Source organism: Vibrio sp. 03-59-1 (assembly GCF_013114135.1).
GTDB classification, from domain to species: Bacteria; Pseudomonadota; Gammaproteobacteria; order Enterobacterales; family Vibrionaceae; genus Vibrio; species Vibrio cortegadensis.
Window position 1 is genome coordinate 253114 of the sequence record NZ_VTYA01000007.1, and the last position, 15818, is coordinate 268931.

11 protein-coding genes and 2 pseudogenes are annotated in these 15818 nt (G+C 40.3%); 7 read left to right on the forward strand and 6 right to left on the reverse strand.

Annotated features, from left to right (window positions below; translation table 11 throughout):
* Positions 1-8: 8 nt before the first annotated feature.
* From prpF to F0249_RS09635, 4 genes are all read left to right on the forward strand, one after another.
* Positions 9-1241, forward strand: coding sequence for a 2-methylaconitate cis-trans isomerase PrpF (prpF, locus tag F0249_RS09620; protein WP_171756522.1), 1233 nt, complete (start codon positions 9-11; stop codon positions 1239-1241).
* Positions 1242-1270: 29 nt separating this feature from the next.
* Entirely contained in the window at positions 1271-3151 is a 1881-nt protein-coding gene (locus F0249_RS09625) for a propionyl-CoA synthetase (protein WP_171756523.1), read from the forward strand.
* 150 nt (positions 3152-3301) lie between these two features.
* Entirely contained in the window at positions 3302-3799 is a 498-nt protein-coding gene (locus tag F0249_RS09630) for a GNAT family N-acetyltransferase (RefSeq protein WP_113796968.1), read from the forward strand.
* Positions 3800-3845: 46 nt separating this feature from the next.
* A complete protein-coding gene (locus F0249_RS09635; protein ID WP_171756524.1) occupies positions 3846-5318 on the forward strand; it encodes a phosphatase PAP2 family protein in 1473 nt (490 codons plus the stop codon).
* Between the two features lie 90 nt (positions 5319-5408).
* On the opposite strand, the gene F0249_RS09640 is transcribed toward F0249_RS09635, so the two are convergent.
* Together F0249_RS09640 and F0249_RS09645 are read right to left on the reverse strand one after the other, a co-directional pair.
* On the reverse strand, positions 5409-7049 hold the full coding sequence (locus tag F0249_RS09640; protein WP_171756525.1) for a methyl-accepting chemotaxis protein: 1641 nt from the start codon (positions 7047-7049) through the stop codon (positions 5409-5411).
* A gap of 199 nt (positions 7050-7248) precedes the next feature.
* A complete protein-coding gene (locus tag F0249_RS09645) occupies positions 7249-8058 on the reverse strand; it encodes a Cof-type HAD-IIB family hydrolase (protein ID WP_171756526.1) in 810 nt (269 codons plus the stop codon).
* A gap of 167 nt (positions 8059-8225) precedes the next feature.
* On the opposite strand from F0249_RS09645, the gene queE reads away from it, so the two are divergent.
* Positions 8226-8894 carry a 7-carboxy-7-deazaguanine synthase QueE gene (gene queE, locus F0249_RS09650; RefSeq protein ID WP_171756527.1) on the forward strand — a complete coding sequence of 223 codons (669 nt, stop codon included), beginning with the start codon at positions 8226-8228 and terminating at the stop codon, positions 8892-8894.
* A gap of 49 nt (positions 8895-8943) precedes the next feature.
* Positions 8944-9645: pseudogene (gene queC / locus F0249_RS09655) on the forward strand (7-cyano-7-deazaguanine synthase QueC); the annotation flags it as partial.
* Here the strand turns inward: queC and F0249_RS09660 are convergent.
* From F0249_RS09660 to F0249_RS09675, 4 genes are all read right to left on the reverse strand, one after another.
* Positions 9602-11572 carry a tetratricopeptide repeat-containing diguanylate cyclase gene (locus tag F0249_RS09660; protein ID WP_171756529.1) on the reverse strand — a complete coding sequence of 657 codons (1971 nt, stop codon included), beginning with the start codon at positions 11570-11572 and terminating at the stop codon, positions 9602-9604. The pseudogene queC and the gene F0249_RS09660 sit on opposite strands and share 44 nt — an antisense overlap.
* 225 nt (positions 11573-11797) lie before the next feature.
* The gene (locus F0249_RS09665) at positions 11798-12148 is read right to left on the reverse strand and encodes a DUF2750 domain-containing protein (RefSeq protein WP_017052648.1); all 351 of its coding nucleotides are present in this window, start codon (positions 12146-12148) and stop codon (positions 11798-11800) included.
* A 139-nt stretch (positions 12149-12287) separates the two neighbouring features.
* On the reverse strand, positions 12288-12899 hold the full coding sequence (locus F0249_RS09670; protein WP_171756530.1) for an OmpA family protein: 612 nt from the start codon (positions 12897-12899) through the stop codon (positions 12288-12290).
* A 1-nt stretch (position 12900) separates the two neighbouring features.
* Positions 12901-14202 carry a TolC family outer membrane protein gene (locus F0249_RS09675; protein WP_171756531.1) on the reverse strand — a complete coding sequence of 434 codons (1302 nt, stop codon included), beginning with the start codon at positions 14200-14202 and terminating at the stop codon, positions 12901-12903.
* Positions 14203-14620: 418 nt separating this feature from the next.
* Here F0249_RS09675 and F0249_RS09680 point away from each other — a divergent pair.
* Positions 14621-15818 (forward strand): annotated as a pseudogene (locus F0249_RS09680) (hypothetical protein); the annotation flags it as partial.

Genomic DNA, 15818 nt, shown 5'->3' on the forward strand with positions numbered 1-15818 from the left:
AGAAGGTAATGACTGATTCTAAACTTCAACCTCGAATTATGAGCAAGTCTCAAATTAAAGTGCCTGCCACTTATATGCGCGGAGGAACCAGTAAAGGGGTATTTTTCAATTTAAATGACTTACCTGAATCGGCGCAGGTCGCAGGGAAATCGAGAGATAACTTACTACTACGAGTCATTGGAAGCCCTGATCCTTATGCCAAACAGATTGATGGAATGGGAGGCGCAACGTCGAGTACGAGCAAGACGGTGATCGTGTCCAAAAGTGACAGTCTTGACCATGATGTTGATTATCTTTTTGGGCAAGTTTCAATTGATAAAGCCTTTGTTGATTGGGGAGGAAACTGCGGCAATTTGTCTGCGGCAGTTGGTCCATTTGCTATCCATAGTGGGCTTATTGATCCTGATAGCGTTCCAAATGACGGCATAGTCAGTGTTCGGATTTGGCAAGTTAATATAGAGAAAACCATTATTGTGCATGTGCCTATTTGCAATGGCCAAGTTCAGGAAATGGGCGATTTTTCACTTGATGGAGTTACCTTTCCCGCGGCGGAAATTCAAGTCGACTTTATGGATCCAGCGGACAGTAATGGGTCGATGTTCCCCACTGGCAACTTAATTGATGATCTTAATGTTCCAAACGTTGGCGTATTGAACGCAACATTAATTAATGCGGGCATTCCAACCATCTTCATTGATGCTCACTCAATAGGTTATCAAGGCACTGAGTTGCAAGATGATATCAATAATAACCCTGAAGCCCTGGCTATGTTTGAATTGATTCGATCTCATGGTGCTTTGAAAATGGGCCTAATTGATGATATTGAGCAAGCAAAACTAAGCCAGCATACCCCTAAAGTTGCTTTTGTCTCTAAACCTAAAAATCATCAATCGTCGAGTGGAAAACTCATTGCTGAGAAGGATGTAGACCTATTAGTGAGGGCGCTATCTATGGGCAAGCTGCACCATGCCATGATGGGAACCGCCGCGGTTGCTATTGCCTCTGCGGCTTGTGTTCCCGGTACATTGGTGAATTTGGCTGCCGGAGGTGACGTAAAAGAGTCGGTTACGTTTGGTCATCCATCTGGTTCGTTAAAAGTTGGGGCAAAAGCGAGTCAAAAGGCACAAAGTTGGATGGTAGAAAAAGCGGTGATGAGCCGCAGTGCCAGAATTCTCATGGAAGGGTGGGTCAGAGTTCCCGCTGAAACTTGTGAGCTGAACGACAGCGAAATGGCTGATTAGCGGCTAAGACAAAATTAGGAGAAGGCATCATGTCTGCTTATTTAAATGAATATCAATTTTCACAAAATGAACCTGAGCAATTTTGGCGACAGCAAGCACAGCAACTTTCATGGTTTGAAGCACCAAAAACGATTTTGCAAAATGATCAAAATGGCATTGAAAGATGGTTTCCCGATGGGATTTTAAATACATCTTGGTTGGCGTTAGATTATCACTGCGATCAAGGCCGTGGAGAGCAAACCGCAATTATTTATGATTCTCCGGTCACCAACACCAAGAAAAAATACACCTATCTTGAATTAAGAGATCAAGTCGCAAAAGTGGCAGGAATGCTAGCGGAACAAGGTGTGTCGAAAGGCGATCGCGTTATTATCTATATGCCGATGATCCCAGAAGCCGCAATGGCAATGTTAGCGTGTGCGCGACTTGGTGCGATCCACTCGGTGGTGTTCGGTGGGTTTGCCCCAAATGAGTTAGCCGTTCGAATTGAAGATGCTGAACCTAAAGTGATTATGACGGCATCATGCGGAATTGAGGTGAATAAGGTTCTACCGTATAAACCACTTGTCGATCAAGCGATTATGGATAGTCGATGGAAGCCTGAAAAAGTGTTCGTTCACCAGCGTTCAGAATGCATTGCCACATTAGATAATGAACGTGATATCGAATGGAACAGTGCCGCTGCCAGTGCGCTTCCACATGCATGCGTGCCTCTACTATCAACCGATCCACTCTATATTCTTTATACGTCAGGAACTACAGGGAAACCTAAAGGCGTGGTTCGTGATAATGGTGGACATGCCGTTGCGATGAAATACTCAATGAGCACAATTTACGATATGCCTCAAGATGGTGTTTTTTGGGCCGCATCGGATGTTGGTTGGGTTGTTGGGCACTCCTATATTGTCTACGCTCCCCTTATTCACGGTTGCACGACGGTTTTATTCGAAGGGAAACCTGTGCGAACACCAGATCCAGGTGCATTCTGGCGAGTGTGTGAAGAGTATAATGTGCAAGCACTGTTCTCGGCTCCGACAGCATTTAGGGCCATAAAAAAGGAAGACCCTAATGGCGAATTGTTGGCCCAGTATGACTTATCTAAACTTAAAACCATTTTCATGGCAGGGGAACGTTTAGATCCACCAACATTAGAGTGGGTGATTGAGCAAACCGATAAGCCAGTCATCGATCACTGGTGGCAAACTGAAACTGGGTGGGCGATAGCAGGAAACCCAACAGGATTAGAATTAATGCCAGTTAAACCGGGTTCTGCTACAAAACCTATTCCTGGCTATCAAGTGGCAGTATTGAATGAAATTGGCGACCAATTAGCGGCGAATCAGCAAGGCTTTGTGGCATTAAAACGTCCATTACCTCCTGGTTGTTTACCGACGGTTTGGCGAAATCATGACAGATTTGAATCCGGTTATCTGAGTCAGTTCCCTGGTTACTATGTGTCTGGTGATGGCGGTTATTTAGATGAAGATGGTTACCTATTCATCATGGGTCGAATTGATGATGTCATTAACGTAGCAGGCCACAGGCTTTCAACCGGAGAAATGGAAGAAATTGTCGGAGGTCACCCTGCGGTGGCGGAATGTGCGGTTGTTGGCGTACATGATGATTTGAAAGGGCAAATGCCTTTAGGTTTAGTTGTACTGAAAGATGGCGTCAAAATTGATGATTTAGAATTAGAAGGGGAGCTGGTGGGCAAAGTTCGGCATGAAATTGGCCCAGTCGCTTGCTTTAAACATGCTCTTGTCGTCGAACGCTTACCGAAGACTCGATCTGGTAAAATTTTACGTCGAGTGATCCGCCAGATTGCGGATGGTGAAAGTTATACAGTGCCATCGACTATTGATGATCCATCAAGCTTAACTGAAATTGAGCAAGCTCTTCATCACGAGTAGTGTTTTGGTCATCAGTGCTGATTAGCCCCTTCAATTGATATTGAAGGGGTTTTTTGTATGTATGATTGTCGATCTTACAAATAGCAATTCCTAAGTTCGTCAGGTAATCTTCATTCAAACTACTTATATACGTCAATTCATAGGTCATTAATGCACAATATTGAAATTAGAGCAGCAGTTGTCACGGATCTGGATGATTTGAATGATTTAATGTTTGATTTACATGATCACCATCATCAAGCATGTCCTGAACATTTTAAAACGGCTGAAGATATTGAGCAGGAAAAAAGTATTGCTCGATATCTCGATGACCCAGAATGTGTAGTGTATGTGGCGAAGCAAGGTGATGAAATTATTGGATTTATCACCGGACATTTTTGTGAATTAGTCTCTACGGTCAGTAAACCTATTCCAATGGGAAGTGTTGACGAACTGTATGTTGTTCCCGAATTTAGACAATTACAAATAGCGCAGAAATTGTTTGAACATATTGAAGTCATTTTTGAACAATATGGTGTAAAACAGATGTTCGTTGAGGTTTGGGAATTTAACCAATCAGCCCAACATTTTTATCAGAAAATGGGATTCACTCATCATATTCAGTGGATGCGTAAAGCGATAGGTAAATCGACACAGAAGAAAACGTAGAATAGAGATACACTACCACTGCATTACTAATTCAAGGATTTTTATCGTGTCTCAGCGATCGACTCAATGGCTTCATTTTACCCTTCTGTTTAGCATCACCTTTATTTCGATTATGGGCCTCAGCTATTCATTTCCTTCTCATGCTCAAAGCACAGCGCTACCGGATAATATTCGAGGTGCTTTATGCTTAGTTCGGGCTGATGAACAAATTGTATTAGTCAATGAGAAAATTACAGGTAAGTTTTCTCTTCCTGGCGGTGGGATATCACCACATGAGCCCGCAAGCGCTGCCGCTGAACGTGAAGCATGGGAAGAGACGGGTTTAGTGGTAACGGCAAAGAGCGTCATTGGATACACTGATACGGCGGTTATTTTTGATTGTGTATCTGATTCTGAACTGGTGGCTTATGAGTTCCAGAATCGGGAAGGTGGGTATGTCTTGCCTATTTGGTTTGCACCACACTATGGCGTAGAGACGAATTCTGCAATGTTGATTGACCCGAATCGAGTGAATGCTTCGCAGTATCGATACCCAGAACAATGGAATGCCATTCGCAAAATATTCGCCATCGCAAGCGAGCAACCGGCATTATATTTAGAAGATTTGATTAATGCTGCTCCGGTCTTTCATCAGCGCGAAATAGAGCTGATCCAAAAAATACAAAATTCAATTTCGTCGCTGCCGGAACCGTTATCTAATATTATTGAATCTATTATTATTACGGGAGATATATTTGGTCAATCTTGGCTGATATTGATCCTATTTCCGCTCTTGTTTTCTTGTGTGAAAAAACAGACGGCTATAAAGGTAATGTTTGTTTTTGTTTGTACTTCATTGTTGGCTCTCGTCGCTAGACAGGGTTTCTCTTTGCCTGCTCCTTATGCCTATTTCCCGGAGTTACAACGCTTACCTGATGTTGGATTAAGTTTTCCTAATATAGTGATTACATTGTGGGTGAGCTGTTCGTTAGTATTAATGTCGAGTCTAAAATGGCTAGATTGGAACAAATTTTCAGCATTAATTTTTACGATAGGAGTGTGGTTTGGCTTATCACAGCTTTGTGCGGGGGTTACTTACTTTTCAGACATTGTCGTTGGCGCTATTTTAGGTGTTCTCATTGCTTGGCATGTTGAACGTTTGGAAAGAAAGCCTGAGATTGACTTAGGCAAGCTACTCTCTTCAAAAGGTTTATGGTGTGGGATGGCACTGATTTGTCTAATATTAACGATGATTTGGCCTCAACCAATATTTACTCAATGGCTTGGAGCGACAGTCACTATCGCTGTCGTTTTTTGTTTACCGGGTTCTTCATTTAGTTTTGAGGGCCGTTCATTGGTCCCATTAGTTATATCAATTGGATTGATGACTGTCAGCTCTTTTGCTCTTAACTATCTTAAAATGCAGTTAAATTATAGTAGTCTTTACATACTCATCGTAGATATGTTGCGCTTTCCATTAATGGTTTCAGTTTGGCTATTTGTTTATATGAGTTGTTTGAAAGGGCCAAAAGTACGTTAAAGATTAGGCACCTGTGTTTATATAAAATCCGATATTTCACAATTAAATATCGGACTTTATTGATAGGTAAAAATGTTTTATCTGTTCACTTTAGACTTTGAATTGAGAAACTAATTGATCAAGGCTTGTACACTGCTCTGATAGTGATTCACAAGCATTCTCCGCGCTGCTTACCATCTCAACCATATGCGTACTATTTTCAGCGATCTTATGAACGTTGGTGTTTACCTCTTCACTGACACTCGTTTGTTGACTTGCAGCGGTAGCTATATGGGTGTTCATTTCATTCATTAAACTGATTGATTGGCGAATATCTTCAAGGGAGTTAGTGGCTGAACCTGCCGTTTCTACCGTTGCTTCGCCACTTGTTTTGCTTGATGCCATCACTGAAACAGCTTGTTTTGCCCCAGTTTGTAAGCGCTCAATCATAGTTTGTATTTCACCAGTACTCTCTTGAGTTTTACTTGCTAATGCTCGAACTTCGTCAGCTACAACAGCAAAACCTCGTCCCTGCTCACCTGCTCTAGCTGCTTCAATAGCCGCATTAAGAGCAAGAAGATTAGTCTGTTCAGCAATACCACGAATTACATCTAGGATAGAAGCTATGTTATTGACATCAGTGTCGAGGTTATGAATAACACCGCTTGCGTTGTCGATATCGCTTGCCAGACATTCAATTGATGACACTGTCTTCTCAAGAATAATGCCAGTCGCTTTTATTTCGTCATTGGCACTTTGACTGGCTGTCGCAGCATCATTGGCATTAATACTAACGCTTTCACTGGTGGCTTGCATTTCATGAACCGCGGCGGCAACAACTTCACTCTCTTGTTGTTGTTCAGAAGAGAAACCTGCAATCCCTTGAGTCAAAGATTTGATATTCTCCATTTCAGAGCGTACGGCATTGGACGTAATAATTACTTGTTCAACTGTGCCGTGAATTTTTTCAACAAATAAGTTAAATGCACTTGATAAACGTCCCACCTCATCAGAACTGTTTTCCGCAATACGTTGCGACAAATCGCCATCGCCAGAAGCAATATCTTTCATTGCTTTTTCAAGATTTTGAATTGGTTTTACAATCAAACGAGTTAACAGCCAAATTGAAAATAAGGCGTACAAAATAGAAATAGCCGTACCAATTTCGAGAATAATTTTACTGCTGCTAATGGATTCGTTAGATTGCAGACGCAGATCATTTTGTTCTTTTTCTATTAAGTTACTGAGGGATTTAATTTGCTTACGGATAAGTGTAAATTGATCAGAAATCGCCTGTTGATTGGATGCAAAATAGATATGTGATTGCAGAGGTTTCTCGAAAAGAGGTTCATATAATTTAATCCATTTATCAGTGGTATTAATTAATGTCGTAAGCTCACTTTTTGACGATGAAGGAAGAATACCAGCATCGAATAGATCTTGAATTTTTTCTATTCGAGGTATGGCTTTGTAAGCATTATCTTTAAACTCTTCCGTATTGTAACGGATGGCATCATTGTCTGTTGCTAGCAATAAACCTTGGCTTGCCGCAATGACTTGATATATGTCGCGATAAGCATCATCGATACTCGTTAATACAGGTAGAACAACATTGGTCAACTTGTGGTTAATTTCAGCCTGTTGATTAGATTTCATTACATTCACAACGGCAATCAAAGAAAAAAGCAGAACGATCATAGAGACAGGAAGGGCGATCTTGGTTTTGATTGAGAGATTATTTATCGATTTCATTATTATCAGCCACTACAGTAAAAATATAGGCGGATATTACTCTGCGTTCATATTGCGGGCTAATACTTTACAGTATTGGATGTTACAAAGTGTTAAGTGGTACGATAAACTAAAAAATAGTTGCGAGAGGTTTGGCAGTAAATATGATGAGCTTAAAAATTAGGCAATAAAGTATTATTATTGCCTAATGAAAACAATGTTATGGGTTCAAAATAAACTTATCGATTGCAGCAGCAACACCGTGCTCATCGTTACTCAATGTTATGTAATCAGCAATGGCTTTAGTTTCATCCATTGCGTTTTCCATCGCGATGCTTAAACCTGCGAACTCAAGCATGTGGTGGTCATTCTCAGCATCACCCATACATATCACTTCTTCAGCTTTGATGTTTAAATATTCAGCAATGGCTTTGATGCCTACACCTTTATTACTCATCGGATTTAAAAATTCCAAGAAAAAAGGTGCACTTTGCACAATAGTAAATTGATCATAAAGCGCTTTTGGTAGCTTTTTAATGGTCTCTGTCAGGATTGCTGGATCCGCAACAATCATAGTCTTGACGATTGGGTGATCATCTTCTAAGTCGTCGAAATTGAATTCAGTTAAAGACAAGCCGTTGATAGATGCTTCAAGTTTTGTGTATTGACTTGCTTTAGGCGTGATTAAACCGTGGACCTGACTGAATGCATGCACGTTAACATTTAGTTCTTGCGCGTGTTTTGCAATCTGTTTTGCGGCTTTTCCATCCACGATATGGTTATGGATAATTTCGTTGGTGCCAACATTCTTTACCATCGAACCATTGTAGAAAAGGACGAAATCTTTATCAGAAGTGAGAGATAATTCGTCTAGTTTACTTTTCATACCTTCAAGTGGACGACCTGATGCGAGTACAACAGTGACGCCTAATTCTTTAGCTTTAGCTATCGCTAATTTGTTTTCGGTGGATATCTCTTTTTGGCTATTGAGTAGGGTGCCATCCATATCGAGTGCAACGAGCTTGTACATTACTTACCTAAAAATGAAAGAAAAAAGCAGAATATTGAAGATTGAGTTGAGTTACCAGAAAATTCAGCCTTATAAGTGAAAAAAATGGCGTTAAATTTGACGCAGAAGGATGAGTGATTTACTGTCTTTGCCTCGAAATTTTGATTGTTGGTTATGTTGAGGCTCCGTTGTATAAAATTAATGAAATGTTCGAAACAATCCAAGGTGAAGGTGTATTCACAGGCGTACCTGCCGTGTTTGTACGTTTGCAAGAATGCCCCGTAGGTTGTGCTTGGTGTGATACAAAGCAAACTTGGGACGCAACGCCTCAAGATGAGCGTCCACTTGCCGAAGTATTAGCGAAAACATCAGATAGCCCTACGTGGTGCTCTGTTTCTGCTGCCGATGTAGTGAATCAGTATCAAGCCAATGGCTTTACAGCGAAACACATTGTGATTACGGGAGGTGAGCCATGCATCTATGATCTTATCCCGTTAACAGAAGCTTTTGAAGTTTTGGGCTGTGAGTGTCAAATTGAAACAAGTGGTACATCAGAAGTGAAAGTGACACCAAACACTTGGGTTACAGTGTCACCAAAAGTAGCTATGAAAGGTAAGCTTCCGATTTTGAAAAGTGCATTTCTACGTGCAAATGAAATTAAACACCCAGTCGGAACCCAGAAGGATATCGACCACCTTGATGACTTGATTGAAACATTTGGAACCGCAGATAAGGCGATAGTTGCACTCCAACCAATAAGTCAAAAGGATCGCGCAACTCAGTTATGCATTGAAACTTGTGTTGCAAGAAATTGGCGATTATCGATTCAAACTCATAAATATTTAAGTATCGCGTAATCCATTCTGTTAAAGGTAAAGAGCTACCTTTAATGTTTTAAGTAGGTTTAAGATGAAAAAAGCAGTCGTTGTATTTAGTGGCGGTCAAGATTCCACTACGTGTTTGGTTCAAGCTCTTAAAGAGTTTGATGAAGTTCATGCTATTACGTTCGATTACGGTCAGCGACATAAGCTGGAAATAGAAGTGGCGCAAAATCTCGCAAATGAACTGGGCGTAACGGCACATAAAGTGATGGATGTTGGTCTATTAAATGAACTCGCAATAAGCTCTTTGACTCGAGATGATATCGAAGTGTCTCACGAACTGCAGGAGAACGGTTTACCGAACTCTTTCGTACCAGGGCGCAATATTCTATTTTTAACGTTGGCTGGAATCTATGCCTATCAAATTGGCGCACAAAGTGTCATCACTGGTGTTTGCGAAACTGATTTTTCAGGATACCCGGATTGCCGTGATGAATTTGTGAAGTCGATGAATACTGCTTTAGTGCAGGGAATGGATCGTCAATTTGAAATTTTAACGCCTCTAATGTGGTTAAATAAGGCGGAGACTTGGGCTTTAGCCGATCAGTACGATGCTCTAGAGTTGGTGAGATCGAAAACGTTGACATGCTATAACGGAATTATTGGTGACGGGTGTGGTGATTGCCCTTCATGTGAATTACGTAAAATTGGTTTGAATGATTACCAAGCCAACAGCCAAACGGTCATGAGAGAGTTGAAGAATAAACAACGCTTGGCAAATCAATAGGATCGTTGTAAGCGTCAATAATACAATCTCGACCATTCTGCTTTGCTTGATATAGCGCTTGGTCGAGAATGGAATACAAATCGTCAAAGTCATGTAATGATTTCGATGTTGCAAGATATGAAAAGCTTGCAGTGATTTTAAGAATTTGATTAGATTCAGAAATAAATGACTTCATTGAAATGGCTTGATGGAGGCTTTCTACACGGTATTTTACATCTAACTCGTCGACATCTCTTAGTAAGATAATAAACTCCTCACTACCTAATCGTCCAAAGATGTCATATTTACCAAGTTTAGATGAAATTGTATTTGTTACATGTTTCAATGCTAGATCACCAGTAGGGTGACCATGCCCGTCATTGATTGATTTGAAATTGTCTAGATCCAATAAAATTAAAATAGAGTTGAATTCAGAATTATTATTGTGAGGTTGAGCCTTGATAGTTGATATTGAAGCTGCGCGATTTAAAATACCAGTTAAACTATCAACTTGTGCATTTCGTTTTGTTTTTCGATTTAGATAAATGAAAATCAAAATAATAATAAACAAAGAAAAAACGATAAAATTGTAAGCCACGCTTTGTCGTTGCATAGTTTCAATTTGTAACGCTTGATATCGGTTTAGATTAAATAACTCTGAACGCTTGTATTCTTGCTCAAAATTTGTTTTTGTTAAATCAAGAGCTTCAATGGCTTTTCTATTATCTATATCTCGGTTAGCAAGCTCGATATTAGAATAAGTCTGATAATACTCATACGCCGTTTTATACGAGTTAGAAGCTGCATAAATTTTTGATAAAATAAATAATGAGCTTGATTGATATTGAGAGTCATGAATTAATTTAGAGATACTAAGTGCATTTTTTGCGTAGTTTGAAGCTGGAATATAAAGCGTACGTTGATAGTAAGACTCAGCTAATGCCAGATAAATTTTCGCTTTCATTTTCTGGTTTTCAAGATCTTCGGCAAATTCAAGCCCTTTAGTTAGATATGAATCGCCTAATTGATGATTTCCTTTCCCAATATAGGCATCGCCAATCCCAATATAAGTCAGTCCTAGTCCGTAGCTATTGCTCTCAGATTTTAGAATTGTCAATGCAGACTTAAAATACTTTAAACTTAAGTCGAACTGTTTTTTTTCTAAGTACAGGCTCGCGAGGCTATGTTGAACTTGAGCTAATTTCATTGAATTACTTGATTTTAGTCGAAGGTTTAACGCTTGAAGTAAATAAGTCTCAGACTGTTGAAAGCGACCTATGACTTTGAGTAGGTTTCCAACATCGTTGTATACAGCTGATATATCACCGTGATTTGGAAATACTTCTATTAGGTGTAGATAAGCCGCAAGAGCATTATTATGCTCACCACGAAAGAACTGATTGTTCGCAATTACTCGTAGTGCCAAATGTAATGGGAGTATGGATTTTGAATTGTCATTGACATGTGTTTGGAGGGTCGAGCAATAATAATTCGCTTTATAGTATTGAGCTTGATGATTTAATACTTTACACAAGTGATATTCAAAAATCATTTTCCCGTTTATGTCATTCTTTTTTTTCATAATATCGAGTAAAGATAGGTAATGCTCACTCGCTTTTATAAAATTACCATTGCTTTCATCATTTAGAGCATGAACATATGATTGTTCCATTTCACTATATTCAGGTTGATTTTTAATTAATCGACCAAAATACGGCTGATGATAACGGTTCATGAAGTCATAGATTAAAGAGCTGACATAAAGTTTTTCCGCACCTGGAGATAATGAATTATATCTCTCTTCAAGCATACTAAGCGCATTGTCTTTATTATCACGAAGGTTGTATTCGTAAATTAAATTCCACTCTTGATTATTGTTTACTTGGTGAGAAAATGAGCTGGCGCTGTAAACGAAAACAATAATCGTGATTAAACTACGAATAAACATAATAAACCTTAAAGTGATCTAACGACGTATTTTAAAAACGAATACAAAATAGAACAACAAATTATTATCTGAGTCTAAAGAAGTGTGAGATAGATACTGTTTATTGCCTAAATTATTGATTCAAATAACTTTATATTTAGGTGGGGTGAACCATCGAAGGGACAATTTGAATAGAGGCATAGGGTGAGAACCTCTATTCAGGATTACTTTTATTCAGATGTTGAACTAAAGGTATAGTTTCGCCATCTCAGATGGTTCAAGTTCTTTGCCATCTAAAGTACTATTCCAGTTAGTACCAATCAAAACGCCATCTTCAGCTAAAGTTAAAAGCCAATCTTCAACAAAAATGTCTAATGGAATTTCTAAGATTTCAAAGTCAGCCCACTCTTCTACATTATGAGCTTGAGCATCTTCTTTTGATGACCAAAAAGGCATAACTTCGCTATTTTCAAATTCTGTAGAGTCGCACGCTAACCAGCCTTCATCATTTTTAAGGCCCCAAACTAGTTGGTTTGCTTTGGTTTCAGCAACAAAAAGGTCTAAGTTTGCTTGGATGTCTGCAGTCAATTTGCTCATTGTATATTTCTCGGTAGATAAGACGCGGTTAGATTACCATTTTTTGTAAAAGATGCACGAAATATTCAGTTGAGAGCATGGTTATAAAAGGAAAAGGGACATATAGCCCCTAATCTCAAGTGATAACTTTAAAGTTAAGTTACTTACCTATTTTAGTGAATATAGTCCACTCTTCTTTAACTTCACCTTTATGGCCAACAACGGTGGCAACAACTTTTCTGTTTAACGCATGGCTAACTTGATCTGTCCCTTGTTCTGAAAGGTTATGATCACCAAAGCCAACATTGCGAATACGAGTTTGGCTAATACCGTAACTGATGATCATCGACTCAACGTTTTCTGCTCGTCTTTTCGATAACGTCATATTCGCTTGTGGGTTACCCACTTTGCTTGCGAAGCCTTGGAGTTCGATAGACGTTGAAGGGTACTGTTTTAAAAAATCGGCCATTTGACGGATTTGACCACGAAAAACGGGATTGATTTCAGTTGAATTATTAGCAAACAATATTCGAAGCTTCATCTGTTCTGAGGTTTTAATATAAGTACCACAGCCGTCATTATCAATTTCAGCTTTGCTTGGCGTTCCTGGGCATAAATCTCGATCGTTGATCACTCCATCACGATCATCATCAAGTAAATCGGCTATTTGTTCAGCTTCTGGTGTCGCCCGATAGTCATATTCGTCTTGAGAAAACGAAGCAGTCGCATGAGTCAGAAGACAAAATGCCAGTGGTAGTAATGCGATTTTCATATTAATAGTCCACCTTTTTTGCCCACTCTTTAGGAATATCCACTCGCAACGAAGATAACAAATTACCCGTAGCATTCAGAACTCGATATTTAGCGTATTGCTCTGCAAATTTTGCATCAACATAGCCTTTTCGGGCCTCAAATAGTTCATTTTCAGTGTTGAGTAAATCGAGCAATGTTCGCTTGCCGATTCTGTATTGTTTATTATATGCGATGACAGTGTCTGAAGCGGAGTCTACATGATCGGATAAGAACTCTTTCTGCTGTACGGTTAAGTCGAGTGCACTCCAAGATAATCTTAATCCCTCTTCAACACTCCGGTAAGCTCTATCTCGTAAATCCTTTGCTTTATTCAGTTGATAAGCAGCACTATCAGTACGAGCAGAATCCGACCCACCATTGTATAAGTTGTATTTCATTCTTAGCATGGCTGAAAATTCATCACTGCTCCCTTCAATACCGCCAGCGTCATCTCGCCAAGTTTGAGCCGCTTCAAAAGAGAGTGTTGGGTAATTTCGGCCTTTCGTTTGATCATATTGAAATTTGGCAGAATCAACATCGGTCATTGATATTTTAATCACAGGGTGGTTGGTAAATGCTGCTTCTATTGCGCTGTCTACTGTTAGAGGTAATGTACTTTGATCCGCTCTTGGAAAAATTAAGCCCTGTGGGTTCTGACCAACAATGCGCTTAAATTGGGTATGAACATCAAAAAGATTATTTTGCGCTGCCAATAGGTTTCCATGTGCTTTAGCAATACGAGCTTCTACTTGAGAAAGGTCAGCTGTAGAGCCAATACCTGATTCTGCTCGTCGCTTGATATCTTTGTATATCTCTTTATGAACCGCCAAGTTACTTTCCGATAAACTGAGTATTTCAAAGGCTTTAACTGAATCTAGGTAGATCTTTGTCACCTCCAATGCAGTGTCTTGTGCATCAGAAAGAAGTTGATATCGGACAGATTCTGCATCTGCAGCTGTACGATCCATATCATTAAGCGTTGAAGAACCATCCCATATCAGCTGAGTTAAAGTAATTGTTGCTTCTTTTCTGGTTAATTCATCTTCGGTACCGGACGCTAAATCTACAGCTTCATATCCAATTCCTGCATCTAAATCGATACTCGGACGATATGCCCCTCCAGAAGCTTCATTTTGATACCGCTTACTTACGTATTCGTTAAATGCGCTTTTAATTTCTGGGTTAGTCGCAAGAGTTATCGATACTGCTTGTTCAAGGGTTTGGCTAGCAGCAGGAGAACTTATGATTACAGCGGCACATAACATTTTAATCCGAGTGCTCATTAATGAGATGCTCCATGAATTATTGTTGATAAATATAATACTAGGGTATTAGGCGTCTTAATAATGAGAATAAAGACCAAGCGCCAATAAAGTAACACTATATATGTTAAAAATCGAACGAATAATACTAACTTTCACCACCGATGGTTAACTTATTTTTATAAATACGAAGTGTGGTATAAATCATTGGTTTCATTTGATTTTGAGGCTTGACTTATAATTATATGTTGATTTTGTGTGATATTGCTCCATTTTTATGTGTGATGGGAATCAATATTTTGTAATCGTTTGGTTAACAGAATGTCGTTTTGAGCTGATGTTGAATATGTTTAATGTTATCTTATTAATTATATAAATAGGACCAATGTCAACTTATTGACGACATTGTTAATAACTAGACGGGTTAGCAGAGGCTTATATGGATTTTAGTGCTTTAGTTGCAGGAGGTATCTCCTCATTAGATCAAATAATGGTCATCGACCTTAACGGTAATGTGAAGGTTTTAAAAGAGGGTGAAACAGTACTTCCTGGAGAACTTGTCATTGAAAATACAATTTCTGATATGACGGATCTCACTGCTTCTGAAGCACAGATTAGCCGAGTTAATGATCAAAATGAACTTGATGACATCACAGATGACATCGAGCAGATATTCGCTGCATTGGAAGAGGGGCAAGACCCAACGCAAATTAATGAAGAATTTGCAACGGCAGCAGGTACAAATTCTGGTTCAAGCCTAATAACAAGCGGAGCCGTAGAGCGTGATGGAGCGGAAGTTCTCGCTGATACGAATTTTGTTACATCAGGGTTAGAAGCATTAGGCTTGTCACAAACACAAAGTTTGTCTTTGCTTGAGGCGTATCAGACGTCGTCAGCAACACCAGTATTACCAATAGCACTTGATGCACCAAGCGTGGTGATCACCGAAGATACTAACAATGACGGCACATTAACCAACAGCGAAACCGACGGTTTAGTTGATGTCCTTGTGACGCCGCCAGCCAATGCCAACGTGGGCGATACCTTAACCGTATCGGGTCAACCGGATCGCGTGTTGACGCAAGGCGACTTGGATAATGGCGTCAGCTATCAATATCCTGTCCCAGCGGATGGCGAGTCACTGACCGTGACGGCCACCGTGACAGACCCATCGGGTAATACGTCGCCACAAGCCAGCGACAGCGTGACCGTCGGCGATACCACGCCGCCAGACGCCCCAACGGTGGTGATCACTGAAGACACCAATAATGACGGCACGTTAGCCAACAGTGAAATCGATGGTTTGGTCGATGTCCTTGTGACGCCGCCAGCCAATGCCAACGTGGGCGATACCTTAACCGTATCGGGTCAACCGGATCGCGTGTTGACGCAAGACGACTTGGATAATGGCGTTAGCTATCAATACCCGGTACCAGCGGACGGTGAGTCACTGACGGTGACGGCCACCGTGACAGACTCATCGGGCAATACCTCGCCACAAGCGAGCGACAGCGTGACCGTGGGCGATACGACCGCGCCGGAGTTTGAAGATGAGCACGGCGACGCGGTGGGCAGCTACAACTTCAACTACGACGAAGGGCAAGAGGCGGGCGCGACGCTAGGCTCAGTGAAAGCGG

What these genes read in the sequence shown, in the direction of transcription:
- F0249_RS09640 (WP_171756525.1), bottom strand. Translation starts at nt 7,049, where the DNA reads ATGAAATCGATAAATAATCTCTCAATCAAAACCAAGATCGCCCTTCCT.
- F0249_RS09675 (WP_171756531.1), bottom strand. Translation starts at nt 14,202, where the DNA reads ATGAGCACTCGGATTAAAATGTTATGTGCCGCTGTAATCATAAGTTCT.
- F0249_RS09630 (WP_113796968.1), top strand. Translation starts at nt 3,302, where the DNA reads ATGCACAATATTGAAATTAGAGCAGCAGTTGTCACGGATCTGGATGAT.
- F0249_RS09665 (WP_017052648.1), bottom strand. Translation starts at nt 12,148, where the DNA reads ATGAGCAAATTGACTGCAGACATCCAAGCAAACTTAGACCTTTTTGTT.
- F0249_RS09660 (WP_171756529.1), bottom strand. Translation starts at nt 11,572, where the DNA reads ATGTTTATTCGTAGTTTAATCACGATTATTGTTTTCGTTTACAGCGCC.
- F0249_RS09625 (WP_171756523.1), top strand. Translation starts at nt 1,271, where the DNA reads ATGTCTGCTTATTTAAATGAATATCAATTTTCACAAAATGAACCTGAG.
- prpF (WP_171756522.1), top strand. Translation starts at nt 9, where the DNA reads ATGACTGATTCTAAACTTCAACCTCGAATTATGAGCAAGTCTCAAATT.
- F0249_RS09645 (WP_171756526.1), bottom strand. Translation starts at nt 8,058, where the DNA reads ATGTACAAGCTCGTTGCACTCGATATGGATGGCACCCTACTCAATAGC.
- F0249_RS09670 (WP_171756530.1), bottom strand. Translation starts at nt 12,899, where the DNA reads ATGAAAATCGCATTACTACCACTGGCATTTTGTCTTCTGACTCATGCG.